General features: G+C 71.1%; 25 protein-coding genes and 1 tRNA gene. 11 read left to right on the top strand and 15 right to left on the bottom strand.

The window, feature by feature from the left end:
• Positions 1 to 98: 98 nt before the first annotated feature.
• From NIE79_RS23445 to NIE79_RS23455, 3 genes are read right to left on the bottom strand one after another with little or no spacing between them, the layout of a single operon-like run.
• Positions 99 to 1,112: a LacI family DNA-binding transcriptional regulator gene (locus NIE79_RS23445; protein ID WP_372471766.1), complete on the bottom strand. Its 1,014-nt coding sequence runs from the start codon at positions 1,110 to 1,112 to the stop codon at positions 99 to 101.
• A gap of 27 nt (positions 1,113 to 1,139) precedes the next feature.
• Entirely contained in the window at positions 1,140 to 2,519 is a 1,380-nt protein-coding gene (locus tag NIE79_RS23450; RefSeq protein WP_238680607.1) for an FAD-dependent oxidoreductase, read from the bottom strand.
• 23 nt (positions 2,520 to 2,542) lie between these two features.
• Positions 2,543 to 3,685 carry a carboxylate-amine ligase gene (locus NIE79_RS23455; protein ID WP_372471768.1) on the bottom strand — a complete coding sequence of 381 codons (1,143 nt, stop codon included), beginning with the start codon at positions 3,683 to 3,685 and terminating at the stop codon, positions 2,543 to 2,545.
• Between the two features lie 156 nt (positions 3,686 to 3,841).
• Between NIE79_RS23455 and NIE79_RS23460 the strand changes: the two genes are divergently transcribed.
• A complete protein-coding gene (locus NIE79_RS23460) occupies positions 3,842 to 4,135 on the top strand; it encodes a DUF6412 domain-containing protein (protein WP_238680609.1) in 294 nt (97 codons plus the stop codon).
• 101 nt (positions 4,136 to 4,236) lie between these two features.
• Positions 4,237 to 4,992 carry a YidC/Oxa1 family membrane protein insertase gene (locus NIE79_RS23465; RefSeq protein WP_238680610.1) on the top strand — a complete coding sequence of 252 codons (756 nt, stop codon included), beginning with the start codon at positions 4,237 to 4,239 and terminating at the stop codon, positions 4,990 to 4,992.
• 6 nt (positions 4,993 to 4,998) lie between these two features.
• Here the strand turns inward: NIE79_RS23465 and NIE79_RS23470 are convergent, their stop codons facing one another.
• Both NIE79_RS23470 and NIE79_RS23475 read right to left on the bottom strand, forming a co-directional pair.
• Positions 4,999 to 5,670, bottom strand: a complete 672-nt coding sequence (locus NIE79_RS23470; protein ID WP_238680611.1) for a DedA family protein — start codon at positions 5,668 to 5,670, stop codon at positions 4,999 to 5,001.
• Positions 5,671 to 5,740: 70 nt separating this feature from the next.
• On the bottom strand, positions 5,741 to 6,355 hold the full coding sequence (locus NIE79_RS23475; protein ID WP_238680612.1) for a DUF1349 domain-containing protein: 615 nt from the start codon (positions 6,353 to 6,355) through the stop codon (positions 5,741 to 5,743).
• Between the two features lie 77 nt (positions 6,356 to 6,432).
• Here NIE79_RS23475 and NIE79_RS23480 point away from each other — a divergent pair, with 77 nt between their 5' ends.
• Both NIE79_RS23480 and fabG read left to right on the top strand, forming a co-directional pair.
• Entirely contained in the window at positions 6,433 to 8,085 is a 1,653-nt protein-coding gene (locus NIE79_RS23480) for an alpha-amylase family protein (protein ID WP_238680613.1), read from the top strand.
• A gap of 43 nt (positions 8,086 to 8,128) precedes the next feature.
• Entirely contained in the window at positions 8,129 to 8,887 is a 759-nt protein-coding gene (fabG, locus tag NIE79_RS23485) for a 3-oxoacyl-ACP reductase FabG (protein ID WP_238680614.1), read from the top strand.
• A gap of 102 nt (positions 8,888 to 8,989) precedes the next feature.
• Here the strand turns inward: fabG and NIE79_RS23490 are convergent, their stop codons facing one another.
• From NIE79_RS23490 to NIE79_RS23500, 3 genes are all read right to left on the bottom strand, one after another.
• A complete protein-coding gene (locus NIE79_RS23490; protein WP_238680615.1) occupies positions 8,990 to 9,406 on the bottom strand; it encodes a hypothetical protein in 417 nt (138 codons plus the stop codon).
• Positions 9,399 to 9,791 (bottom strand): hypothetical protein, encoded by a 393-nt coding sequence (locus NIE79_RS23495; RefSeq protein ID WP_181518429.1) that lies wholly within the window; start codon positions 9,789 to 9,791, stop codon positions 9,399 to 9,401. Before NIE79_RS23495 ends, NIE79_RS23490 begins: the two co-directional genes overlap by 8 nt.
• A 128-nt stretch (positions 9,792 to 9,919) precedes the next feature.
• Positions 9,920 to 10,282, bottom strand: coding sequence for a cupin domain-containing protein (locus tag NIE79_RS23500; protein ID WP_238680616.1), 363 nt, complete (start codon positions 10,280 to 10,282; stop codon positions 9,920 to 9,922).
• A gap of 185 nt (positions 10,283 to 10,467) precedes the next feature.
• On the opposite strand from NIE79_RS23500, the gene NIE79_RS23505 reads away from it, so the two are divergent.
• The gene (locus tag NIE79_RS23505) at positions 10,468 to 11,370 is read left to right on the top strand and encodes a Gfo/Idh/MocA family protein (RefSeq protein WP_238680617.1); all 903 of its coding nucleotides are present in this window, start codon (positions 10,468 to 10,470) and stop codon (positions 11,368 to 11,370) included.
• A 111-nt stretch (positions 11,371 to 11,481) separates the two neighbouring features.
• Here NIE79_RS23505 and NIE79_RS23510 read toward each other — a convergent pair whose 3' ends face one another.
• Positions 11,482 to 11,673: a DUF2795 domain-containing protein gene (locus NIE79_RS23510; RefSeq protein WP_124815096.1), complete on the bottom strand. Its 192-nt coding sequence runs from the start codon at positions 11,671 to 11,673 to the stop codon at positions 11,482 to 11,484.
• A 128-nt stretch (positions 11,674 to 11,801) separates the two neighbouring features.
• On the opposite strand from NIE79_RS23510, the gene NIE79_RS23515 reads away from it, so the two are divergent.
• Positions 11,802 to 13,058, top strand: coding sequence for an erythromycin esterase family protein (locus NIE79_RS23515; RefSeq protein WP_238680618.1), 1,257 nt, complete (start codon positions 11,802 to 11,804; stop codon positions 13,056 to 13,058).
• A 104-nt stretch (positions 13,059 to 13,162) separates the two neighbouring features.
• Here the strand turns inward: NIE79_RS23515 and NIE79_RS23520 are convergent, their stop codons facing one another.
• The 3 genes from NIE79_RS23520 to NIE79_RS23530 form a co-directional block, all read right to left on the bottom strand.
• Positions 13,163 to 15,400 carry an MMPL family transporter gene (locus NIE79_RS23520; protein WP_238680619.1) on the bottom strand — a complete coding sequence of 746 codons (2,238 nt, stop codon included), beginning with the start codon at positions 15,398 to 15,400 and terminating at the stop codon, positions 13,163 to 13,165.
• Positions 15,400 to 15,987, bottom strand: a complete 588-nt coding sequence (locus NIE79_RS23525) for a TetR/AcrR family transcriptional regulator (protein ID WP_238680620.1) — start codon at positions 15,985 to 15,987, stop codon at positions 15,400 to 15,402. Before NIE79_RS23525 ends, NIE79_RS23520 begins: the two co-directional genes overlap by 1 nt.
• A gap of 101 nt (positions 15,988 to 16,088) precedes the next feature.
• Positions 16,089 to 16,523 carry a winged helix-turn-helix transcriptional regulator gene (locus tag NIE79_RS23530; RefSeq protein WP_372471769.1) on the bottom strand — a complete coding sequence of 145 codons (435 nt, stop codon included), beginning with the start codon at positions 16,521 to 16,523 and terminating at the stop codon, positions 16,089 to 16,091.
• Between the two features lie 74 nt (positions 16,524 to 16,597).
• On the opposite strand from NIE79_RS23530, the gene NIE79_RS23535 reads away from it, so the two are divergent.
• From NIE79_RS23535 to NIE79_RS23555, 5 genes are all read left to right on the top strand, one after another.
• Positions 16,598 to 18,082 carry an MFS transporter gene (locus NIE79_RS23535; RefSeq protein ID WP_238680622.1) on the top strand — a complete coding sequence of 495 codons (1,485 nt, stop codon included), beginning with the start codon at positions 16,598 to 16,600 and terminating at the stop codon, positions 18,080 to 18,082.
• Between the two features lie 31 nt (positions 18,083 to 18,113).
• Positions 18,114 to 19,073: a DNA polymerase domain-containing protein gene (locus NIE79_RS23540; protein WP_238680623.1), complete on the top strand. Its 960-nt coding sequence runs from the start codon at positions 18,114 to 18,116 to the stop codon at positions 19,071 to 19,073.
• A 72-nt stretch (positions 19,074 to 19,145) separates the two neighbouring features.
• Positions 19,146 to 19,595, top strand: a complete 450-nt coding sequence (locus tag NIE79_RS23545; protein ID WP_238680624.1) for a helix-turn-helix transcriptional regulator — start codon at positions 19,146 to 19,148, stop codon at positions 19,593 to 19,595.
• Between the two features lie 5 nt (positions 19,596 to 19,600).
• Positions 19,601 to 20,011, top strand: coding sequence for a VOC family protein (locus NIE79_RS23550; protein ID WP_238680625.1), 411 nt, complete (start codon positions 19,601 to 19,603; stop codon positions 20,009 to 20,011).
• Positions 20,012 to 20,040: 29 nt separating this feature from the next.
• On the top strand, positions 20,041 to 22,422 hold the full coding sequence (locus tag NIE79_RS23555; RefSeq protein ID WP_238680626.1) for an ATP-binding cassette domain-containing protein: 2,382 nt from the start codon (positions 20,041 to 20,043) through the stop codon (positions 22,420 to 22,422).
• Between the two features lie 21 nt (positions 22,423 to 22,443).
• On the opposite strand, the gene NIE79_RS23560 is transcribed toward NIE79_RS23555, so the two are convergent.
• From NIE79_RS23560 to NIE79_RS23570, 3 genes are all read right to left on the bottom strand, one after another.
• Positions 22,444 to 22,881, bottom strand: a complete 438-nt coding sequence (locus tag NIE79_RS23560) for a hypothetical protein (protein WP_238680627.1) — start codon at positions 22,879 to 22,881, stop codon at positions 22,444 to 22,446.
• Between the two features lie 87 nt (positions 22,882 to 22,968).
• A tRNA-Arg gene (locus NIE79_RS23565) sits at positions 22,969 to 23,043 on the bottom strand.
• Positions 23,044 to 23,133: 90 nt separating this feature from the next.
• Positions 23,134 to 23,826: a winged helix-turn-helix domain-containing protein gene (locus tag NIE79_RS23570; RefSeq protein ID WP_238680628.1), complete on the bottom strand. Its 693-nt coding sequence runs from the start codon at positions 23,824 to 23,826 to the stop codon at positions 23,134 to 23,136.
• Between the last annotated feature and the right edge of the window lie 44 nt (positions 23,827 to 23,870).

The raw sequence follows: 23,870 nt of genomic DNA on the forward strand, positions 1-23,870 counted from the left end.
CGGGTCGTCTGCCGCAAAACGGCAACCGAAACTGCAAGATCGCGGGGCGGGGCGGGGCGGGGCGGGGCGGGGCGAGCGCGGGGGCGCGAGGGCGCGGGTCAGGTCAGGCCGCGCTTCAGCAGCCTGGTCGGGAGGACAGTGATCGAGGGTGGGGTGTCGTCGCCGGCTACTCGTTGGAACAGCCGCTCGGTGGCGACTCTCGCCAGCTCCCTCGTGTCGTACGCGACGACGGTCAGCGGTCGGGGCATCAGGTGGGCCAGTTCGAAGTCGTCGAAGCCGACCAGCGCGGCGTCACTGCCCCGCCGGTGCAGCTCCTGAAGCGCGCCGACGGTGAGCCGGTTGTTGGCGCAGAAGAACGCGGTGGGCGGCTCCGGAAGGTCGAGCAGCGCGGCGACCGCCCGCCCGGCCTCCTCGGGCGCGATGAGCCGCTCACGGATCAGCGTCTCGTCCGGCTCGACCCCGGCGGCGTCCAGTGCCGCCCGCGCCCCCGCCAGCCGCTCCCGCATGGTGGGCACGCTCGGCGCGCCGAGCAGCAGCCCGACCCGTCGGTGTCCCTCGTCGAGCAGCGCGCTTACCCCGGCGTGGCTGCCACCTCGGTTGTCCAACAGCACGGCGTCGGCTTGCAGCCCCTGCGGCGGCCGGTCCAGGAACACCACAGGCATGCCCAGCTCGACCTCGCGACGCAGGAACGAGTGGTCCAGGCCCGCCGGCACCACCAGCAGGCCGTCGACCCGGCGCTGGGTGAAGTCCTGGAGCAGGGCGCGTTCCCGCTCCGGGTCCTCCTCCGACGACGCGGTGATCAGCATGGTGCCGTGGGCGGCGGCGATCTCGGCGGCGACGCTGGCGATGGTCGCGTAGAACGGGTTGGCGATCTCCTCGATCAGCAGCCCCACGGTGGCGTTGAGCTGCCGGGAGCGCAGGTTACGAGCGATGTCGTTACGCCGGAAGCCCAGCTCGGCGATCGCGGCCAGCACCCGGCCGACCAGCTCCTGACCCACCGGCTCGTCGTTGACGACCCGGGAGACCGTCTTCAGGCTGACGTCGGCCCGCCGGGCCACGTCGACCATCGTGGGACGCCGACGCACGGTCGGCCGGGTCGGGGTCTGGGTCACGGGGTGGTCCTCCACGGCGGGCGCGGGTCAGCGGTCGAGGGCGGCGAGCGCGTCGACCGCTTTTCGGGCGGCGATGAGCACCGGATCCCAGACCGGCGCGTACGGCGGAGCGTAGCCCAGGTCCAGCTGCGTCATATCGTCCACCGTCATGCCGTTCCACAGCGCCACGGCCAGCGAGTCGATCCGTTTGGCAGCCTCGGACCAACCGACGATCTGCGCGCCGAGCAAGCGGCCGCTGGGGCGCTCGGCGATCAGCTTGACAGTCATCGGCCGGGCACCCGGGTAGTAGCCGGCCCGGTTGGTCGACTCGGCGATCACCGAGACGAACTCGAAGCCGGCAGCCGTGGCGTCGCGCTCGCGCAGACCCGTCCGACCCACCTCCAGGTCGCAGACCTTGGTCACCGCCGTGCCGATCACACCCGTGAAGGTGGCGTACCCGCCGCCGATGTTGATCCCGGCGACCCGGCCCTGCTTGTTGGCGTGCGTGCCGAGCGGCACGTGCACCGGCAGCCCGCTGACCCGGTGCAGGGTCTCCACGCAGTCACCGGCCGCCCAGACCCCTGGGTGTCCGGGCACCCGCATCCGCCGGTCCACCCGGATCGCACCGGTCGGGCCGAGGGGCAGCCCGGCCGCCTCCGCGAGCGCCGTGTTGGGGCGTACGCCAAGACCCATGACCACGACGTCGGTCGGGATCGGCCCCTCGGCGGTGACCACGGCGGACACCCGGCCGTCCCGCTCCTCCAGGCCGGTCACCGGCAGGCTGCCGCGGATCGTGATGCCGAGGCCGCGCATCGCCTCGGCGACCAGCTCGCCCATGTCGCTGTCGACCGTCGACATGGGCTGTTCGCCCGCCTCCACCAGGGTCACCGAGAGGCCCCGCTGGATGAGGGCCTCGGCGATCTCGACGCCGATGTACCCGCCGCCCACCACCACGGCCCGGCGGGGCTGCGGGTCGGCGTCCAGCCAGTCGCGCAGCGCCGCACCGTCGTCGAGGGTCTGCATGCCGAACACGCCGCCCGCGTCGGTGATCGCCCACGGCGGCTTCACCGGCACCGCGCCGGTGGCGTACATCAGGTCGTCGAATCGCTCGCGGACCTCGCCGGCGCCCTTGAGGTCCCGGGCCACCACCTCGCGGCGTTCCAGGTCGATGGCCGTGACCTCGTGGCGCATCCGGACGTCCATCGCGTACTCGGTGCGGAACGTCTCCGGGGTCCGGGCGATCAACGCCTCGGGACCGGGCACCAGGCCGCTGATCCAGTACGGGATGCCGCACGCCGAGTAGGAGGTGAAGTGGCCCCGCTCGAAGACGATGATCTCCAGGTCGCCACGGTCACGGCGGCGTCGGGCCTGGGACGCCGCCGACATTCCGGCGGCGTCCCCGCCGATGACGATCAGCCGTTGCGCCACGGGTCCATCCTGTCACGCGGTGATCAGCCGCGGGTCTGCCGTGCGACGTCCTGTACCACGTCGGTGAGTCGGCCGGTGCGCTCGAACACCGCGCGCTGCCGTGCCGCGCCGCTGCCGTGCCGGCGCAACCCACCCAGCAGGTCGGTCACCTCGGCCCAGTCGCCGTGCTCCTCCAGCGCCGGGCGCATCCGCTCCACGAACCGGTCCAACAGCTCCCAGGCGGGGCGCAACTCACCGTTTGTGACGTCGACGGCCTCGCCTTCCAGGCCGTCATGGGCGGCCCGCCAGTGCGCGCCGACCAGCAGGTGGTGGTCGGTCTGCAACGCCGGCCGGCCGGCCTCGACATCCGCCATGGCGGTGGCCACCAGCGCCCGGACCAGCGCGGCGACCAGCACGGCGTCGTCCACCGACGGGCAGACGTCGCCGATCCGCAGCTCCACCGTCGGGTACTTCGCCGACAGGCGGGCGTACCAGTAGAGCATCCCCTCGTCGAGCATCACCCCGCTGGAGATCAACTGGCGGATCAGCCGCTGGTAGTGCTCGTGCGACTCCAGGAACGGCGTCGGCGCCACCGATGGCCAGCGCTCCCACTCCACCGAGCGCCAACTGGCGTACCCGGTGTCCTCGCCCCGGGAGAACGGCGAGTTGGTGGTCACGGCGTGCAGCATCGGCAGCCACGGCCGTACGTGGTTGAGCACCTGAACGCCGGTGTCCGGGTCGGGCACCCCCACGTGTACGTGCATACCGTTGTTGCCGGGGCCGGGGACGAGCAGCCGGAACCGCTCGATCATCCGGTCGAAGCGCGGCTTGTCCACCACCGGTGGCACCGGGCCGTCCACCGGGCCGGTGCCGATGGCGAGCAGGCGTACGCCGGCCCGCTCGGCGGCGTCGGAGAGCGCCCGACGCAGGACGCCGAGGGAGTGCCGGATCGACGAGAGCTCCAGGCCGGGCGGGCTGCCGATCTCGATCTGACTGGTCTGGAACTCCCGCTCCACCTGCCCGCGAAGTTCGGCCGGCACCTGCTCCATGACCAGGTCCACGGCCGGAACCGCGGCCCCGGTGTGCGGGTCGACGAGCAGGAACTCCTCCTCGACACCCACGGTGAGCAACCCGGCCGCCGCAGCCATGTCGCTGGGCGCCTCCGCCACCTGACCGGTCATCGACATCACCCGTCCGTTTCTACCGTTCGCGGTCCGTCCGCGTTGGTCCGCCGTTGGTTACCCAACGTGGCGATGCCGGGAAACGTGGCGGCGGTGCGTCGTCTTCGGGGCGAGCAGGCGGATTTGGCTGGGTGACGTGACAGCGGGTCCTATGCTGGGCCCGTGCCGGTGCTGCTGGGCTATGTCGGGGTCGCGTGGATGTCCGCGTTCGCCCAGCTCACAGTGCTCGCGGGCCGACCGGCCGACCTGCTCGCCGGCGCCGCGCTGACCGCCCTGGTGCTGCTCGCTGTGGTGTTGGCGGCCCGGGTGCACGACCGGGCTGGCGCGCCCGGTGCCGGGCCGCGCTGGGCCGGCCTGCGGGCCCGCTCCCGAAGTCGACGCATGCCCCGCCAGATCGACCCGGATGCGGCCGGTCGTCCTCGTCCCCGTGCTCCGGGGCACCCCTCGGCCGCGTAGCGCCTCGCCGCCGCGCGGCCGATCCCGCCGTCGCCGGCCCCCTTGCTGAGCGGATACCGCCCGGGGGAGGGCCTCACCGGAATCGGACCGAGGGGTTTCCCATGCTTGCCTTCGCACCACTGCACGACGCTGTCGCCGCTGCCGGCAGCGCGCTGTCCTGGCTCACCGGACTGCTCGAACCACTGGCCGGCGGTGGAGCGACAGCCGCCGCCATCGTGCTCTTCACCATCGCCGTCCGCCTGCTGATCTCCCCGCTGACCGTCGCGCAGGTCCGCGGCGAGCGGCGCCGCGCGGCGCTCGCCCCGCAGGTGCGTGAGCTTCAGCAGCGGCACGCGGACGACCCGGCCACGCTCCAGCGCGAGGTGTTCTCGTTGTACCGGGAGGCCGGCGCGAACCCGATCGCCGGCTGCCTGCCGCTGCTCATCCAGGCGCCGTTCCTGCTGGTGCTGTACCGGTTGTTCAGCACCAGTGAGGGCGGCACCGGGCTGCTGGACGAGCGGTTGGCCGGCGTGCCACTGGGTCACCACCTCAGCGACGGGCTGGCCGGTGCGGCCGGACCGCTGTTCGGCGTACTGCTTGTGGTGTTGCTGGTGGTGGCCTGGTGGTCGTCGCGGCGGGCCCGTCGGGCGTCGGCGGCGGTGGGCACTGTGGCCGGTACGCCGACCGAGGGTCCGGGGGCGGCCACGCTCGGCCGGCTGCTGCCCCTGCTGCCGTTCACGACAGTGCTGGTGGCGCTGGTGCTGCCGCTCGCCGCGGTGATCTACCTGGTGACCACCAGCGTGTGGTCGGCCCTTGAGCAGGCGGTGCTGCGCCGCCCGCAGGCGGTCCCGTCGCGCCCCCTGGACAGAAACAGGTAACGCGGATCAGCGACCGGCGGTCACCGACCGCCGGTCGTCGCGATCCCGACGCTTGCGAACCTTGCGGATCACCCAACTGGCCACCATCACGACGAAGACCGCGACGATCGCGTAGTTGAACCAGTCGCTGTAACGCTCGACGTCCTGCCACTGGTTGCCGAGCGCGTAACCAGCGCCCACGATGAGACCGTTCCACACCCCGCTGCCGATGGTGGTGAGCAGGATGAACTCACCCAGCGGCATCCGGTTGGCCCCGGCCGGCACGGAGACCAGGCTGCGGACCACCGGCACCACCCGGCCGATCAGCACCGCCCACCGACCGTGCCGCTCGAACCACTTGTCGGCCTTCTCCAGGTCGTCGCTGTCCACCAACGGGATGTGGTCCAGCCAGCGCTTGAGCCGTTCCTCGCCCAGCGCCGCGCCCAGCCAGTAGAGCACCAACGCGCCGACCAACGAGCCGACCGTCGCGGCCAGCACCACGAGGAAGACGTTGAACTCGCCCTCGTGCGCCAGGAAACCGGCGAGCGCCAGCACGATCTCACTGGGGATCGGCGGAACGATGCTCTCCAACGCCACCAGCAGCGCCACGCCGACCGGGCCCATCGCCTCGATCACCGAAGCCACCCAGCCGGTCAACCCGGTGAACTCGGACGGGTCGCCAGCCTGGGCGTACGCCATGGGTCGTCCTTCCGGTCGGCTGTCGGGGATCGGATGGTCATACCCAGCGGGGACCGAACTACACCTGCGCTCAGTGCTCCGGGTGCAGCGCGGTGTCCGCCGGCCCCTGCCGCCAGCCGGTGAAGACCACGCTAAGACCGGCGCGGGACGGCGCGCAGCAGAACGGGCCGGCCACGGCCTCGGCCGTCGGGTCCAGCGGGGCGAGCCGGACCAGTTGCCACGGCTCGTCGTCGACCCGGGCGCGGATGGTCAACGCGTCGCCGGCCCGGCTGACCCGGACTGTCACCTCCCGGCCCGCCCACTCCGGCACCGGCCCCACGGACCAGTCGGAGAACTCCCGGGTCACCACCGCGCCGAGCTGCACCTCGCCGTCGCTGATCTCCACGCCGGCCTTGGTCCAGGTGCGTTCGTCCACGCGGACGAACGCACCTGCCTGGTCGAACTGCGCCGAGAAGTCGAGCCGGAAGCTCACCTCCATGGCGGCGCCCACCGGCAGCGGCGCCAGCAGGGCCGGGCCGTTGTCGTGCACGAAGCCGTAGCTGGTCCGCCGCCAGAAGTCGCTGTCCGCCGCCGGCTCGACGATCAGTTCGCCGGCCGGGCCCTCCTCGACGCGTACCGGCGGGTGCAGCCAGCTGCCCCGGGACCAGTCCAACAGTTCGCTCGGCGGTACGAGGTCGTTCTCCATGACGGCACGGTAACCAACGCCGCCCGCAGCCGCCGCACGGGTTTGCCGCGGTGATCGAACGGAGATGTTCCTCCGGCATGGGTGACCGTTGGTATTCCGAAGCCGTCGTCTACTGCCTCGACATCGACACGTACGCCGACTCGGACGGCGACGGGGTCGGTGACATCCGTGGGCTGATCGGGAGGCTGGACTACCTGGCCCGGCTCGGGGTGACCTGCCTGTGGCTGCACCCGATCCACCCGTCGCCCAACCGCGACGACGGCTACGACGCCACCGACTTCTACAACGTGGACCCGCGCTTCGGCACGCTGGGCGACTTCGCCGAGCTGCTGCACCAGGCGCAGAACCGGGGCATCCGCGTGATCATCGACCTGGTGGTCAACCACACCTCCGACGAGCACCCGTGGTTCCAGTCCGCCCGTTCCTCGCCGGACTCGCCCTACCGGGACTGGTACGTCTGGTCCGACACCGAACCGGACGACCGGCACCAGGGCATGGTCTTCCCCGGCGAGCAGGACGAGACCTGGAGCTACGACCGGACCGCCAAGGCGTGGTTCTACCACCGGTTCTACAAGTTCCAGCCGGACCTCAACTTCGCCAACCCGCAGGTCCGGGACGAGATCAAGAAGATCATGTCGTTCTGGCTCCAGCTCGGCGTCTCTGGCTTCCGGATGGACGCGGTGCCGTTCATCATCGAGCTGACCGAACCGGGCAACCCGAACTCCCCGAAGGACTTCGAGTTCCTCACCGAGATGCGCCAGCACGTCCAGTGGCGCCGCGGCGACGCCGTCCTGCTGGCCGAGGCGAACGTCGAACCGGACCAACTGCCGACGTTCTTCGGCGACGCCAGTGGCTCGGGCAACCGGATCCACATGCTCTTCGACTTCATGCTCAACGGGCGACTCATGCTCTCCCTGGCCCGGCAGGACCCGGAGCAGTTGATCGACGCGTTGCACGACACCCCGAAGCTGCCGGTTGGCGGGCAGTGGGCCACCTTCCTGCGCAACCACGACGAGATCGACCTGTCCCGGCTGACGACCGAACAGCGCAACCAGGTGTACGAGCAGTTCGGCCCGGACGAGAACATGCGCATCTACGACCGGGGCATCCGTCGCCGGCTCGCCCCGATGCTCGGCAACGACCGGCGGCGCATCGAGCTGGCGTACGCCCTCCAGTTCTCCATGCGCGGCACGCCGGTGCTGCGTTACGGCGAGGAGATCGGGATGGGCGAGGACCTGTCACTGCGCGGTCGGGACGCGATCCGTACCCCGATGCAGTGGTCGTACCAGCCGAACTCCGGCTTCTCCACGGCGGACCCGGAGAAGCTGATCCGCCCGGTCATCGACAAGGGTGAGTTCGGCTACCAGACGGTGAACGTCACCGCCCAGCGGGGCGACCCGAAGTCGCTGCTCGCCTGGTTCGAGCGCATGATCCGTACGCTGCGGGAGGCGCCGGAGATCGGCTCCGGCTCGACCAGCCACATCGACGTGCCGGTGCCGCCCGGCGTGCTGACGCACCGGGCGGACGGGCCGACCGGGACGATGGTCTTCGTGCACAACCTGGGCACCGACGACGTCGAGGTGGACCTCAGCAGCCTCGAACCGGAGGCCGACCTGCCGATCGACGTACTCGCCGACCGTGGCTACGGAGAGCTGGGCAAGCTCGGGGCGGTGAAGGTCTCCGGCTACGGATACCGGTGGATTCGCCTATGCCGGGGGTCGGCCTGTTGAGGTTAAGCTCCTCCGATCGACCCCAAGTTACCGGGAGGTAATCATGTCGGAGGAGTCCCGCGTCGCCATCGTCACCGGAGCCGCACGTGGCATCGGCGCGGCCACCGCCCGACGGCTGGCCGCCGACGGAATGGCAGTCGCCGTGGTCGACATCGAGGAGGCGGCCACCAAGGAGACGGTGGACGCCATCGCTGGCGCTGGTGGCCGGGCGCTCGGGGTGGGCGCCGACGTGTCCGACCGGGACCAGGTCGAGGCGGCGGTGAGCCGGATCGCCGGAGAGCTGGGCGCGCCGACCGTGCTGGTCAACAACGCCGGTGTGCTCCGCGACAACCTGCTGTTCAAGATGACCAACGCCGACTGGGACACGGTGATGGGCGTGCACCTGCGCGGCGCGTTCCTGTTCAGCCAGGCCGCCCAGAAGCACATGGTGGACCGGAAGTGGGGGCGGATCGTCAACCTCTCCAGCACCTCGGCGCTGGGCAATCGGGGCCAGGCGAACTACGCCGCCGCCAAGGCCGGTCTCCAGGGCTTCACCAAGACGCTCGCCATCGAGCTGGGGCCGTTCGGGGTGACAGTGAACGCTGTCGCACCCGGCTTCATCGTCACCGACATGACGGCGGCCACCGCCGCCCGCATGAAGGTCGACTTCGACGACTTCCAGAAGCACGCCGCCGCCGAGATCCCGGTCCGTCGCCCGGGCCGGCCGGAGGACGTCGCGCACACCATCTCGTTCCTGGCGAGCGAGGGCGCCGGCTTCGTCTCCGGTCAGGTCATCTATGTCGCGGGCGGCCCGCGGGACTGACAGGTACCGCACGACGAGGGCGCTCCGGCAGGCGAGCCGGCGCCCTCGTCGCCGGGTCTCGTCGCCGGGTCCTTTCGCCGGTCAGGCGGAGCGTGCGTTGGATCAGGCGGGTGCCTGGCGGGTGCGCCAGAGCCAGATCAGGCCGAGCACCGGCAGTACCAGCGGGATGTAGCCGTACCCACTGCCGAACTGCGACCAGACCGTCTCGTCCGGGAAGAGGTCCTTGTCGACCAGGCTCAGGATGCCGACCGCGACGACCCCGACCAGCTCCACCGAGCAGCACGCCAGCGCGACCCGACGGCCGGTGTGCCCGGCGCGGGCCAACCCCACCGCCGCCACGATGTAGATGAGCGCGGCCACCCCGGACAGCAGGTACGCCACCGGCGCCTCGTCGAACTTGGTGGCGATCTGCAACCCCGCCCGACTCGTCGCCGCGATCGCGAAGAGCAGGTAGACAGCGATCAGCAGCCGACCGGGGCCGGAGTTCGTGCGCTGCCGAGCCGGTCCTGTCTCAACCACCGAGCACCTCCCAGGTCTGTTGCAACCGGACCACCACCACCGGGGCCACCAGGCAGACCGCGCACACGATCGCCGAACCCCAGCGGGTCGGTTCCATCCGGGCCAGCACCCAGGCCAGCGGCGGCAGGCACACCAGCGTGACCAGATAGCCGAAGAAGGCGCCGGGCTCGCCGGGCCGATCCCCGCCGCCGACCGCGACGAGCGCCAGCACGCTCAACACCAACAACGCCACTTCGAGTACGGCCAGACCGACGAACTGCACCCGGTCCGGCGGCCGGTGGCGTACCGCCGCCACCAGCGCCCACACCGCCACGAGCAGCGACAGCACGATGGGCACAGTCGCGACGATCCCGTCCACCGGCGAATCGGCGCCCACGCTGGTCACCGGCACCACCCGGTCGTTGCCTCGGTCACCGGCACAGCCTACTAACCGTCGTAGTAAAGGGGTGCCCTGCCTCTCCGCGTGTGACGCCCACCCGTCGCCAGGTCCGCGGGTCCCTGTCCCTACAGGCGTCAGTCGTTCGCCTGCAGCCAGTAGACGGAGACGGCAAGGAGCGGATCCGGCCCGTCGTTGCGAATCTGGTGCGGCACCCCGCTGTCGAACGCCACGACATCTCCGGCCCGCAGGACGCCCGTCTGGTCGGCGAACGTCACGGTTCCGGTCCCGGCCACGATGATCCACATTTCACGGGACCGGTGGACGTCCAGATCGTTGGCCGTGTTCGGGGGCACCGACCAGCGAGCAACCTCGAACGGGGCGGGCACCGTCGACGGAAACGGCAGCAGCGCGCGGTGCACGGGGCCGCCCTCGGTGAAGTCGTACCAGTGGTCGAACGTCACGACACCACTTGTCGTCGCTGGACTCGTGCTCGGCATGTCGTCGAGACTGCCCCGCCGTACCGGGGGTGTCTGGCGGCATTCGGACCTGACGTTCCCGAGAGCGGAAACGGCGGTGGGCTGCTTCGATTGGTCGAACCCGCCGCCGTCATGACCGCCGGGGCGACTAGCGTGGATCACGTCCGTGGCGTTGCCGCGGTGCGGGGAAAACAGCGGAGGTACACGTGCTGCGGTTCGGCTTGTTCGGCACCGGTCACTGGGCAATCGAGACACACGGGAAAGCCCTGCACGCACATCCTGACGCCGAGTTGGTCGGGGTGTGGGGCCGCAACCCGGAGCGAGCGTCAGCGCTGGCCGAGCGGTACGGGGTGCCCGCCTACGCCGACGTCGACGCGCTGATCGAGCAGTGCGAGGCGATCGCCGTCGCGCTGCCGCCGGACATCCAGGCCGACATCGCGGTCCGGGCGGCCCGCGCCGGTCGGCACCTGCTGCTGGACAAGCCGCTGGCGCTCAACGTGGCCGACGCCGACCGGGTCGTGGCCGCCGCCGAGGAGTCCGGGGTCGCCTCGGTCGTCTTCTTCACCCAGCGGTTCCAGCCGAACGTGACAGCGTTCCTCGCCGCCACCGCCGCCGCCGGGGGCTGGCAGCACGGTCGGACCACAGCGTTCGCCTCGATCTTCCAGGATGGCAGCCCGTACGGCGGCTCGTTGTGGCGCCGGGAGCACGGGGCGCTCTGGGACATCGCCCCGCACGCCCTCTCGATCCTCCTGCCGGTGCTGGGTCGGGTGACCCAGGTGGCGGCGATGGACGGGCCGAGCGGGATGGTGCATCTGCTGCTCACCCACGAGGGCGGCGCCACGAGCAGCGCCTCGCTCTCCCTGGATGCCCCGACCGAGTCGATGGCCCGGGAGTTCGTGTTCTACGGCGAGAACGGCATCGAGGAGGTCCCGTTCGGCGAGAACGACGCCGCCACCGCGTTCGGCGTCGCCATCGACCAGCTCGTCGAGCAGGTCCAGGCCGGCACGCGGGACCACCGCTGCGACGTCCGCTTCGGCCGCGAGGTCGTCGCCATCCTCGCCGCCGCCGAAACCGCACGAGCAGAAGCCCGCACAATCCCCCTCCCGTAACCCCACCCACCCCCCCTCGTACCTGCGGTGATCATGAAGTTAGCGGCGCGACACGCCGTGCCGGACGGCAACAACTTCATGATCACCGAGGCCACAAGGAAGTGATCGGGTTTAGGTGGGGGTGGTCAGGGCGGCGTTCAGTTCGTCGGGGGAGTTGAACTGGTCGGGTGGTAGGGCCTGGAGCATCTGGAGCATGGCCGTGCTGGCCCCGTTCTCCTGACCCCAGCGGATCAGGTCCTCCCGCGAGACCGGGTAGTCGAGCCCGGCCAGGTACTCCTGCAACTGGACGCCGGTGACGGTCATGTCGGCCGGCTACCCGCTCGCGGTGGTCGTACACCGGCTGGGTTGGGGCCCACGACGGCCCGGCGGCCGGCGTGTCGGCCCGCGACGCGCGGACGGTTTGCCGCAGCGGCGGCCGGGTAGCCGCTGGCATGCTGGTTCAGCGGCTCGGCGCGCCGAGCGATTTCGACCCCCTGCTGGAGCGCGTCCGGAACGCCAGGGTGGTGATGATCGGTGAGTCCACCCACGGCAGTTACGACTACTACCGGTTGCGCGAGCAGCTCACCCGCCGGTTGATCGCGGAGTGCGGTTTCTCCTTCGTCGCTGTGGAGGGTGACTGGCCCGACTGCGATCGGGTGCACCGTTCGGTGACGGCCGCGCCGGGCGGCGCGCTCGAACCGCAGCTCGCACTCGAGGCGTTTGAGCGATGGCCGACCTGGATGTGGGCCAATGCCGAGGTGGCCCGGTTCGCGAGCTGGCTGCGGGCCTGGAACGTGGAGCGGCCGGAGGAGCAACGGGCCGGGTTCCACGGGCTCGACGTGTACAGCCTCTGGGAGTCGATGCAGGCGATCTTCGACTACCTGGGGGAGGAGGACCCGAAGTCGCTGGAGGCGGCGCAGGACGCGTACCGGTGCTTCGAGCCGTACGGCAAGAGGGTCGAGGAGTACGGCGCGGCCAGCCGGTTCGTCTCCGCCCGCTGCGAGGAGGAGGTCGTCCGGTTGCTCGCCCGGACCCGCGAGCACGCCCTCTCCGACGGCCCGGACCGCTTCTCGGCCTGGCAGAACGCGGAGGTGGTGGCCGGCGCCGAGCGGTACTACCGGGCGATGGTGGCCGGCGGGCCGGACTCGTGGAACATCCGCGACACCCACATGCAGGACACCCTGGACCGGCTGTTGGACCGGTACGGTCCCGACGCCCGGGGCATCGTCTGGGCGCACAACACGCACGTCGGGGATGCGCGGGCCACCGACATGGCCGCCGACGGGATGGTCAACATTGGTCAGTTGGCCCGGGAACGGCACGGTGAGGACGCTGTGGCCCTGGTCGGCTTCGGCAGCTACCGGGGCACAGTGATCGCCGCACCCCGTTGGGGTTCGCCGCCCGAGGCGATGGTGGTGCCCCCGGCTCGGGAGGGTTCGATCGAGCGGCGGTTGCACGAGCTGATGCCGGAGCGGGCGGTGCTGATCTTCGGCGGTGACGACCAGCCGGGCTGGGTCACCGAGACAGTGGACCATCGGGCGATCGGGGTCGTCTACGACCCGTCGTTCGAGTCCTGGGGCAACTACGTGCCCACCCGGCTCGGCGACCGCTATGACGCCTTCCTCTGGTGCGACGACACCACAGCACTGCACCCGCTACCGGTGCCGGCGCTCCCCGGCGAGATGGAGACCTACCCGGCGGGTGTCTGACTGCTGCTTGATCGCATCGATCATGGAGTTGTGGTGCGTGACGAAGGCCTCTGATCGGGGCACGACGGGCACCACAACTCCATGATCGACAGGGTGGTGTGGAGTTAGACGCGGGTCGGGGTGCGGTCTTCGAGGTGGGTGCGCAGGCCCTCGCCCTCGATGTCCACGTTGGGCAGGGCGCGGTTGAGCCAGCGGGGCAGCCACCAGGCGCGGTCGCCGAGGAGTGACATCACCGCCGGGACGATGGTCATCCGGACCACGAACGCGTCGATGGCGACGCCGATCGCGAGCGCGAAGCCCATCGACTTGATCACCGGGTCCTCCAGGAAGACGAAGCCCCCGAAGACCGAGATCATGATCAGCGCGGCGGCCGTGACCACCCGTGCGCCGTGCCCCATGCCGCTGATGGTGGCCTGTCGGGCGGTCTCACCGTGCACGAAGTCCTCCCGCATCCGGGACACCAGGAACACCTCGTAGTCCATGGCGAGCCCGAACAGGATGCCGATGAGCAGGATCGGCAGGAAGCTGATCAGCGGGCCGGGCGTGTCCAGGCCGACGAGGTCGGCGAGGTGTCCCTGCTGGAAGACGGCCACCGTGATGCCGAACGTTGCGGCGACGGTGAGCAGGAAGCCCAGCGCCGCCTTGATCGGCACCAGCAGCGAGCGGAACACCAGCATCAGCAGCAGCACCGAGAGCCCGACCACCAGCAGCAGGTAGATCGGTAGCGCGTCGGAGAGCTTCTCGGAGACGTCGATGCCGATGGCGGTGACGCCGGTGAGCAGCACGTCCGCGTCGGGGATCCCGCTCACCGCGCCACGGATGTCGTGCACCAGGGTCTCGGTGGCCTCGTCGGTCGGGCCGGTCTTCGGCACCACGCCGAGCAGTGCGGTCCGGCCGTCCGGGCTGAGCTGGGGCGGCGCCACCGCGAGGACGTTCTCGGTGCGCTGGAGCAGGGCGGTGACCTGCGGCACGGCGGCCGAGGTGGCCTGTGGCGTGTCACCGGCGACCACCACCGCGAGCCGGCCGGTGAAGCCCGCTCCGAAGCCCTCGACGGTCAGGTCGTTCGCCACCCGGGCGGGTGAGCCGACGGCTGCCGTCGCGGCGCCCGGCAGGGCCAGCCGCATGTCCGGCGTGGGCAGCGCGAGCAACCCCAGGCCGAGCAGGCCGACCAGGATGACAGGTACCCGGAACCGGGTGACCAGTCGCGCCCAGCGGAAGCCGAACCGGTTGCGCTCCTCGGTCGTGGTCGTGGTCGTCGTCGCGGCCGGCCGGTCGGTGACGTCCGAGTCGTCCTCGTCACCGGTGGTGCCGTCGGTGGCGGTGGCAACGGAGCGCAGCCGGCGGGGGAGCACCCGGCGACCGGCGAAGCCGAGCAGCGCCGGCTGGAGGGTGATGGCGACCAGCACGGCGACGGTGACAGTGCCGGCGGCGGCGAGACCCATCACGGTGAGGAACGGGATGTCCACCACGGCGAGCCCGGCCAGGGCGATGACCACCGTGGCGCCGGCGAAGACCACCGCCGAGCCGGCGGTGCCCACGGCCCGGCCGACCGCCTCCTCCGGGGACAGGCCGTCGAGCAGGTTCTGCCGGTGCCGGGAGGTGATGAAGAGTGAGTAGTCGATGCCGACCGCGAGACCGAGCATCAGCGCCAGGATCGGCGCGGTGCTGGTGAGCTGCACGACGCCGCTCAGCGCGAACAGTCCGGCCATGCCGGCGCCCACACCGATCAGCGCATTGAGCATCGTCATGCCGGCGGCGACCAGGGAACCGAACGTGATGATCAGGACGATCGCTGCGACCAGCACGCCGAGCGCCTCGGTGGAGCCGATCTCCGGCTCGCCACCGAGCACCTCACCGCCGGGGGCGACCTGCCAGCCCTGCGCCTTGGCCGCTGCGCCGACCTGCTCGTACGCGGTGCGCTGCTCGTCGGTCACGTCGTCGCCGCCGGTGGCGAACTGGACCTGGACCAGCGCGTACCGGCCGTTGGGTGAGACCGCGCCTACCTGGAGCGGGTTGACCGCGCCGACCACGCCGGGCAGTGTCGACGCCTGCTGGACGAGTTCCTGCACCACGGCCTGACCCTGCGGGGTGGCCAGTTGACCGTCGGCGGGCGCCTTGAGCGCGATGGTGCCGGTGGCGCCACTGGCCGCGGGGAACTGGTCGGCCAGCAGGTCGAGCGCACGCTGGCTCTCGGTGCCGGGCATGGTGAAGTTGCTCGCCGTCGGGCCGCGCAGGGTCGCCGCGGCCAGGCCGGCGGCGACGAGTACGACGAGCCAGAGCGCGACGACGAGCCGTCGCCGGCGCAACGCGCCCCGGCCGAGCCGGTAGAGCAGGGTGGCCATCAGGAGTCCTTGTCCTCGGTCGTGGGTTGATGGGGCAGGGGTGCGTCGACGGGTTCGACGGCCCGTCGGGCGAGGGTGAGCAGGGCGAGGCGCAGCTCGTCGTCGGGGATGTCGGCGAACTCGGCGCACGCCTCGGAGATGCCGGCGAGCAGCACCAGCGCGGCGATCCGGGCGCCCGGCCGGTCGGAGTGCCCGGCCAACGCGTCCCGCAGCCGGTCGGAGATCTCCTGGATGTGCGCGAAGGCCGGCTGGCACAGCAGCTCCGGGAACTCGCCGCGCAGTACGGCGATCTCCTGCCGGAACCGGACCGCGAGGTCGACGAAGCCCTGTGCGGCGACCTCCTGGGCGGCCGCTCCGGTCAGGCCGGTGAGCTGGTCGTCGAGGCTGCGGAGCACCTCGATCGCGGGGGCCATCAGCTCGGCGAGCAGGGCTTCCTTGTTGGCGAAGTGGTAGAGCACAGTGGCCTTGGAGCAGCCGACCTCCCGGGCGATGTCCTGCAATGAGGTGCCCCGGTAGCCGGTCACCGTGAACTGCCGCGCCGCCGCGGCGAGGATCTCGCCGTGCGTGTCGGGTACCGCTCTGACCATGCCCGGTCCACCTCCCGCAGACCAGCATGCCTGACCGATCGGTCAGACCCTGACCGATCGGTCAGATGGAAGCGGTGGCGTTCACCACACTCGAGCCCGGTTCAGCCGGTGTGCTGGGCGTCGTACGTGGTCCGGGCCTCGGCGATGGCTCGGCGGTGCCGCTCGGCCCAGCTGGTCAGCGCTACCAGCGACTCGTAGAGCTCCAGCGCCATCGGGGTGGCGGTGTATTCGACCTTGGGCGGGACGGTCGGATAGACAGTGCGGTGCAGCAGGCCGTCCCGTTCCAGGTTGCGCAGCGTCAGCGTGAGCATCCGGCGGCTGATCCCCTCGATGTGCCGCTCCAGCTCGGTGAAGCGCACCGGCCCGTTCGAGGCGGCCACCAGGATGCCGATGCTCCACTTGCCGCCGACCCGGTCGAGCACCTCGCGGACTGTGCACGCCCGAGCCTGACCCGGGGTGAACGGCACGTTCTCGGCCGAGCAGGTCAGCTCGGCCTCGACCAGCGCGGGCACATCGCTGTTCCTCTGGGACATCAAAGTGCCTCCTTCCGCTCCGGTTCATGGTCACAGACGATGACCTCGGTAACAAACCGTGCACCAAGGAGGGTTCCGTGGAACGTGTCGTCCCATCCCGTTGGCCGGCGCTGCTGGTGCTCTGCGCCGGCAGCCTGATGATCATCCTGGATGGCACAGTCGTCGCGGTGGCGCTGCCCGCCATCCAACGCGACCTGGGCTTCAGCGCCGCAGGCCTGGCCTGGGTGGTGAACGCCTACCTGGTCGCGTTCGGCGGGCTGCTGCTGCTCGCCGGCCGGCTCGGTGACCTGCTGGGCCGGCGCAGGGTCTTCCTGGCCGGCGTCGCGCTGTTCACACTCGCCTCGCTGGCCTGCGCTGTCGCCACCGGGCCGGCAGTGCTGGTGGGCGCGCGGTTCGGGCAGGGCGTCGGCGGCGCGCTGGCCATGGCCGTCAGCCTCGGCATGATCGTCCGGCTCTACCCCGAAGCTGCCGAACGGGCCCGCGCCATCGCCGTCTTCAGCTTCACCGGCGCGGCCGGCGCCTCGGTCGGCACTGTCGCCGGAGGGGTGCTCACCCAGGCCGCCGGGTGGCGGACGATCTTCCTGGTCAACGTGCCGATCGGGGCGGCCATCCTCATCGCGGCCCTCCGCCGGCTCCCGGCCGAACGAGGGATCGGCCTGCGCGCCGGCCTGGACCTGCCCGGCGCGTTGCTCGCCACCGCCGGTCTGATGGCCGCCGTGTTGGGCATCGTCGGAACTGGCGAGCACGGCTGGGCCAGCCCTCGGACGCTCGGCGCGGCGGCCCTCGCGGCGCTGCTGCTCGGCGGGTTCGCGCTGCGCCAACGGGTGGCGGCGACCCCGCTGGTGCCGTCCCGGGTGCTGCGCGTCCCGGGTCTGGTGGCGGCGAACGCCGTGCAGTTCCTCATGGTCTGCGCGTACTTCGGGTTCCAGTTCCTGCTCGCCGTGGAGCTGCAACTGGTGCTGGGGTTGGACGCCGCCGCGACCGGCTGGGCCTTCCTGCCCACCCCGGTCGTGATCGCCGTGGTCTCGCTCGGCCTGGCCGGTCGGCTGATCGCCCGCTTCGGTGCCCGGATGGTTCTGCTGGTCGGGCTCGGCCTGGCGACCGTCGGTTTTCTCCTGCTCGCCCGGCTGCCCGCCGACGGCGGCTACGTCGTGGACGTACTCCCGGCGATGTTGATCTTCGGGGTGGCCGGCGGCCTGACCCTGCCGGCGGTCACCACACTGGCAATGGCCGGCGCTACCGACACCGACGCCGGGCTCGCCTCCGGCCTGGCCAACACCACCCAACAGGTCGGCGGAGCGGTCGGCCTGGCCGCACTGGCCACCCTGGCCGCCACCCGCAGCGACGGGCTGCGGGCCGCCGGCTGGGCCGAGACCGCCGCGCTCGCCGGCGGCTACCGGACCGCGTTCGCCGTGGCCGCCGGTCTCGTGGTCGCCGCATGGCTGGTGGCGTTGACCACACTGCCCCGATGCCCGGCCGGGCCGTCGTCGGCGGCCGACCCGTCGGAACCGGCCGGGGTGGGCACCGGAATCGGTCCGTACCGAAGCGCCGCGTCCAGTTGACCGACGGCAGCGAGGCCGGGAGGGTGGTCGGGTGAGCAAGGCTGACGAGACCCGGGACGGCGTGGCCCTGACCAACCTGGACCAGCCGCTGTCCGACAGCGACGACGCGACGAAGCGTGACCTGGTCGACTACCTCGACGCGGTCCGGGACCGGATCCTCCCGCAGTTGCGGGGCCGGCCGCTGTCGGTGATCAGGGTCCGCCCCGGCCAGCCGCCGTTCATGCAGAAGAACCTGCCCCGCTACACCCCGGACTGGGTCCGCCGGGCGCCGGTCTGGGCGGAGGCGTCGCACCGGGAGATCTCGTACGCCCTCTGCGACGACCGCCGCACCCTGCTCTGGTTCGCCAACCAGCGGGCGGTGGAGTACCACCCGACGCTGGCCACCGTGGCGGACCTGCACCGCCCCACCCACCTGATCCTCGACCTGGACCCGCCGGACGGCGACGGGTTCCGCGCGGCTGTCGACGCCGCCCTGCTGGTCCGTCAGGCGCTCGCCGATGCCGGCCTGGCCGGCGCCGTCAAGACCAGCGGTGCCAAGGGCGTGCACGTCTTCGTCCCGGTGACCGACGAACCCACTGCCGAGGAGTTGTCAGCCGCCACCCGGGCGCTCGCCGTCCGCGCCGAGCGGCTCGACCCGGCGCTGGCCACCACGGCGTACATCAAGGAGGACCGGGGTGGCCGGGTCTTCGTGGACGCCACCCGGGCGGGCGGGGCGACGGTGGCCGCCGCGTACAGCCCCCGGCTGCGACCGGGGATGCCTGTCTCGTTCCCTGTCGACTGGGCCGACCTGACCGAGGTGACGCCCGCCGACTTCACCATTCGGACCGCGCCCGCACTGCTCGCCGACGGCGACCCGTGGGCCGCGCTGATGCCGGCCCCGCAACAGCTCCCCGCCGATCTGGTCGCCGAGGGCCGGACCATCCCGGTGGCCCGGGTGCAGGCCATGCACGAGGGGAAGCGCCGGGCCCGCGCCCGCCGCGAGGCTGGCTGACCGGCTCGTCGGGCCCCGCCCGCGCGCCCGGCGAGCGGCGGATTGTCGGTGGGTTGTGGCACGATTTCGCAGGTGAGCAGCAAATCCGACGCGACCCAGCGACTGGCCGACCTGGCGCGGCTGCGCCGGGTCCGCGATCGGATCGACAGGGAGTACGCGTCTCCGTTGGACGTCGAGGCGCTCGCCCGTGGCGCGCACATGTCCGCCGGGCACCTCAGCCGCGAGTTCCGGCTCGCCTACGGCGAATCTCCGTACAGCTACCTGATGACCCGCCGGATCGAGCGGGCGATGGCCCTGTTGCGCCGTGGCGACCTGAGCGTCACCGATGTCTGTTTCGCCGTCGGTTGTTCGTCGTTGGGCACCTTCAGCACCCGCTTCACCGAGCTGGTGGGCGTTCCACCCAGCGTCTACCGGCGGCAGGCGGCGCAGGCGACGGCCGGAATGCCGTCGTGTGTGGCGAAGCAGGTGACCAGACCGGTCAGGAATCGAGAAGCGCGGGTCACCGAGCCGCAACTAGCGTGACCAGCATGGACATCACCATTCACTCGAGTTTCCTTCCGCACACCGATCCGGAGGCCTCGCTGGTCTTCTACCGCGACATCCTCGGCTTCGAGGTCCGCCTCGACGTCGGATACGAGGGGATGCGGTGGATCACGGTCGGGCCGGTCGGCCAGCCCAGCACTGCCATCGTCCTGCACCCGCCGGCCGCCAACCCCGGCATCACCGACGAAGAGCGCCAGACAATCCTTGAGCTGATGGCCAAGGGCAGCTACTTCGGCGTCAACCTCGCCACCACCGACCTCGACGCCACCTTCGCCAAGCTGGAGGCCAGCGACGCCGAGGTCGTCCAGGAGCCGACCGAGCAGCCGTACGGCGTGCGCGACTGTGCCTTCCGGGACCCGGCGGGCAATATGGTCCGCATCCAGGAAGTGCGCTGAGTCCTGCGCGCCCGACAGATGGAGACACGATGAGCACGGCCATCCAGCCGTCCGCGCCGCACGTCGCCGACAGCCACGACCTGATCCGGGTGCAGGGCGCGCGGGTGAACAACCTCAAGGACGTCAGCGTCGAGATCCCGAAGCGGCGGCTGACTGTGTTCACCGGTGTCTCCGGCTCCGGCAAGAGCTCGCTGGTGTTCGGCACCATCGCTGCCGAGTCGCAGCGGATGATCAACGAGACCTACAGCGCCTTCGTGCAGGGCTTCATGCCGACGTTGGCGCGGCCCGAGGTCGACCTGCTGGATGGCCTGACCACGGCGATCATCGTGGACCAGGAGCGGATGGGCGCGAACTCCCGCTCCACGGTCGGCACCGCCACCGACGCCAACGCGATGCTGCGCATCCTGTTCAGTCGGCTCGGGCAGCCGCACATCGGCTCGCCCAACGCGTACTCCTTCAATGTTCCCTCGGTGAAGGCGACCGGGGCGATCACAGTCGATCGCGGCGCCGGCAAGACGAAGACCGAGAAGGCGACCTTCAACCGTCTCGGCGGCATGTGCCCGCGGTGCGAGGGCATGGGCGCGGTGACCGACATCGACCTGTCGGCGCTCTACGACGACAGCCTCTCGCTCAACGAGGGCGCGATCACCATCCCGGGTTACAGCATGGAGGGCTGGTTCGGCCGGATCTTCCGGGGCTGCGGTTACTTCGACCCGGACAAGCCGATCGCCAAGTTCACCAAGCGGGAGCTGCACGACCTGCTCCACCGGGAGCCCACCAAGATCAAAATCGACGGGATCAACCTGACGTACGCGGGCCTGATCCCCTCGATCCAGAAGTCCTTCCTCGCCAAGGACATCGACGCGTTGCAGCCGCACATCCGCGCCTTCGTGGAGCGCGCGGTGACCTTCACGACCTGCCCCGAGTGTGCCGGCACCCGGCTCAGCAAGGAGGCCCGGTCGTCGAAGATCAAGGGCAGGAACATCGCCGACGCGTGCGCGATGCAGATCAGCGACCTGGCCGCCTGGGTGCGCGGGATCGAAGAGCCGTCGGTGGCCCCGTTGCTGGCCGGCCTGCAACACCTCCTCGACTCGTTCGAGGAGATCGGGCTGGGCTACCTGTCGCTCGACCGACCATCGGGCACCCTCTCCGGGGGTGAGGCGCAGCGCACCAAGATGATCCGCCACCTCGGCTCCTCGCTCACCGACGTCACCTACGTCTTCGACGAGCCGACGATCGGGCTGCACCCGCACGACATCCAACGGATGAACGAGCTGCTGCTCCAACTGCGCGACAAGGGCAACACAGTGCTGGTCGTCGAGCACAAGCCGGAGGCCATCGCGATCGCCGACCACGTCGTCGACCTCGGGCCCGGCGCCGGCACGGAGGGCGGGACGGTCTGTTACGAGGGCACCGTGGAAGGTCTGCGGGCCAGCGGCACCATCACCGGCCGTCACCTCGACGACCGGGCGGCCCTCAGGGAGACGGTGCGGACGCCCACCGGCAAGCTGGAGATCCGGGGCGCCACTGCCAACAACCTCCAGGACGTGAACGTCGACGTACCCCTCGGGGTGCTCGTCGTCGTGACCGGCGTCGCCGGCTCCGGCAAGAGTTCGCTCGTGCACTCCTCGATCCCGGCCGGCGCGGGAGTGGTGTCGATCGACCAGGGCGCGATCCGTGGCTCGCGGCGCAGCAACCCGGCCACGTACACCGGGTTGCTCGACCCGATCCGTAAGGCGTTCGCGAAGGCCAACGGTGTGAAGCCGGCGCTGTTCAGCGCCAACTCCGAGGGTGCCTGCCCGAGCTGCAACGGCGCCGGTGTCATCTACACCGACCTGGGGATGATGGCGGGCGTCGCCGCCCCCTGCGAGGACTGCGAGGGCAAGCGGTTCCAGGCGTCGGTGCTGGAATACCGCTTCGGCGGTCGCGACATCAGCGAGGTGCTCGCCATGTCGGTGACGGAGGCCGAGAAGTTCTTCGGCGCCGGCGAGGCGCGTACGCCGGCAGCGCACGCCATCCTCGACCGGCTCGCCGACGTCGGGCTCGGCTACCTGAGCCTGGGCCAGCCGCTCACGACCCTCTCCGGCGGGGAGCGGCAACGGCTCAAGCTGGCCACCCACATGGCGGAGAAGGGCGGCGTCTACGTCCTGGACGAGCCGACCACCGGCCTGCACCTGGCCGACGTCGAGCAACTGCTCGGCCTGCTCGACCGCCTGGTCGACTCCGGCAAGTCGGTGATCGTCATCGAGCACCACCAGGCGGTCATGGCGCACGCCGACTGGATCATCGACATCGGCCCCGGCGCCGGCCACGACGGTGGCCGGATCGTCTTCGAGGGCACACCCACTGACCTCGTCACCGCCCGCTCCACCCTCACCGGCGAGCACCTGGCGGCGTACGTCGCCAGGTGACCGGCCACTGTCGGCCGGACGTCAGGCCACCGGCGGTCGGACACGCCGTGCCGTCGTTGTGGCGAGGACTGCGCAGGTGGCGGCGACCAGACCGAGACCGGCCGTGCCCTGGTTGACGTACCCGGGCACGGCCGAGGTGACGTAGGCGCCGCCACCGGTGAGGCGGCACTCGAAGCGCAGCGGCAGGAAGCTGACGTCGTACCCGACGACCAGGCTGGCCACCTGTGGTCCGGCCTCGCGACAGGGTCCGGCGGGGGCGGATCCGGCGCCACCGTCCTCGGCCTGCAGCACCGCGTAGCCGACGTTCAGCAGGCCCCAGGCATACAGGGCGACGGCACCCGCGCCGACGAGCAGCGCCGCCGTGCGCAGGCGGCCCGACGCGCGGAACCCACGGACGGTGAGGACGGTCGCGATGACGGCCCCAGCCAGCGCGGCGAGGAGCAACCCGAGAAACAGCATGATCGACATTCTGGCGGGTGTTCCGCCAGACACGATGAAGGCCCCTGACCGAATTCCTGGTCAGGAGCCTCTCGTGCTGGTCAATCTTGGTGCCCCCGGCAGGATTCGAACCTGCGCCCCCGCCTCCGGAGGGCGGTGCTCTATCCCCTGAGCTACGGGGGCTCAGCGACTGGAGAAGACTAGCAAACCTCCCCTGCGTACGCCGAATCGGTATCGGGTGAGCCGATCGTGTCGGACCGGCCCACCCGGTGCTCAGGCGGCTACCGCCCGCCCGCAACTGGGCAGCGGGTGCAGGACGATTCGCCGAGGGAGCCGGCGCGGCCACTCGTTGCGCGGCCAGGAGCCGTCCACTATCAGGTGGACGGTGCGCTGCTCCTCGCCGCTGAGCCGCAGCACGAAGTCGCGGGGGAGCGGCGGGTCCACGGTCGGCGTGGTGATCATGAAGCGCACCCGACCGCGAGACGAGACAGCGGAGATCACGTCTGCGGCCGGCATCGTGCCGCGCAACCGGACCCGGCCGATCCAGTAGACCTCCGCGAGGTGCTCCTGGGCGGCCCGGGTGATCCCCGGGTACTCGCTGCGGACCCAACGCTCCACAGCGCTGACGCAGAGCCCGCAGGCCCGCTCCCGCGGCTCCCGCGGACCCAACCCCCAGGCCCGCAGGTACGCCCCGACCGCGCCGGCGTCCAGCGGCAGCTCGAAGCGCCGCTGGATGAGCGTGGTGAGGCTCTGCCGCGTCCACAACTCCTCGTCCAGGCCGAACTCGTCGGGATGGACGCCCCGCAGCATGTCGATCAACTCGAGTTCCTGTTCGCGGCTGAGCATTCCCGGCTCGCCCTGCCGCTGTCCGCGACGGACGGCTGCCACCGCCCCGTCACCACCGATGGTGTGGCGTCGGCACCAACTGGTGACCGAGCGCCGTGCGTCTCTGAGTGCAACCCCCACGTCTTGGGCAACGAGCCCGAATCGCAACTGGTCACGATATGTGG

The sequence above is a fragment of the Micromonospora trifolii genome (assembly GCF_022229005.1).
GTDB classification, from domain to species: Bacteria; Actinomycetota; Actinomycetes; order Mycobacteriales; family Micromonosporaceae; genus Micromonospora; species Micromonospora trifolii.

Coding starts and splice junctions, on each gene's coding strand:
- NIE79_RS23560 (WP_238680627.1), bottom strand. CDS start 22,881: ATGCTGTTTCTCGGGTTGCTCCTCGCCGCGCTGGCTGGGGCCGTCATC.
- NIE79_RS23550 (WP_238680625.1), top strand. CDS start 19,601: ATGGACATCACCATTCACTCGAGTTTCCTTCCGCACACCGATCCGGAG.
- NIE79_RS23510 (WP_124815096.1), bottom strand. CDS start 11,673: ATGACCGTCACCGGCGTCCAGTTGCAGGAGTACCTGGCCGGGCTCGAC.
- NIE79_RS23525 (WP_238680620.1), bottom strand. CDS start 15,987: ATGGTCAGAGCGGTACCCGACACGCACGGCGAGATCCTCGCCGCGGCG.
- NIE79_RS23555 (WP_238680626.1), top strand. CDS start 20,041: ATGAGCACGGCCATCCAGCCGTCCGCGCCGCACGTCGCCGACAGCCAC.
- NIE79_RS23515 (WP_238680618.1), top strand. CDS start 11,802: ATGCTGGTTCAGCGGCTCGGCGCGCCGAGCGATTTCGACCCCCTGCTG.
- NIE79_RS23520 (WP_238680619.1), bottom strand. CDS start 15,400: ATGGCCACCCTGCTCTACCGGCTCGGCCGGGGCGCGTTGCGCCGGCGA.
- NIE79_RS23455 (WP_372471768.1), bottom strand. CDS start 3,685: ATGTCGATGACCGGTCAGGTGGCGGAGGCGCCCAGCGACATGGCTGCG.
- NIE79_RS23470 (WP_238680611.1), bottom strand. CDS start 5,670: ATGGCGTACGCCCAGGCTGGCGACCCGTCCGAGTTCACCGGGTTGACC.
- NIE79_RS23480 (WP_238680613.1), top strand. CDS start 6,433: ATGGGTGACCGTTGGTATTCCGAAGCCGTCGTCTACTGCCTCGACATC.
- NIE79_RS23475 (WP_238680612.1), bottom strand. CDS start 6,355: ATGGAGAACGACCTCGTACCGCCGAGCGAACTGTTGGACTGGTCCCGG.
- NIE79_RS23465 (WP_238680610.1), top strand. CDS start 4,237: ATGCTTGCCTTCGCACCACTGCACGACGCTGTCGCCGCTGCCGGCAGC.
- fabG (WP_238680614.1), top strand. CDS start 8,129: ATGTCGGAGGAGTCCCGCGTCGCCATCGTCACCGGAGCCGCACGTGGC.
- NIE79_RS23500 (WP_238680616.1), bottom strand. CDS start 10,282: ATGCCGAGCACGAGTCCAGCGACGACAAGTGGTGTCGTGACGTTCGAC.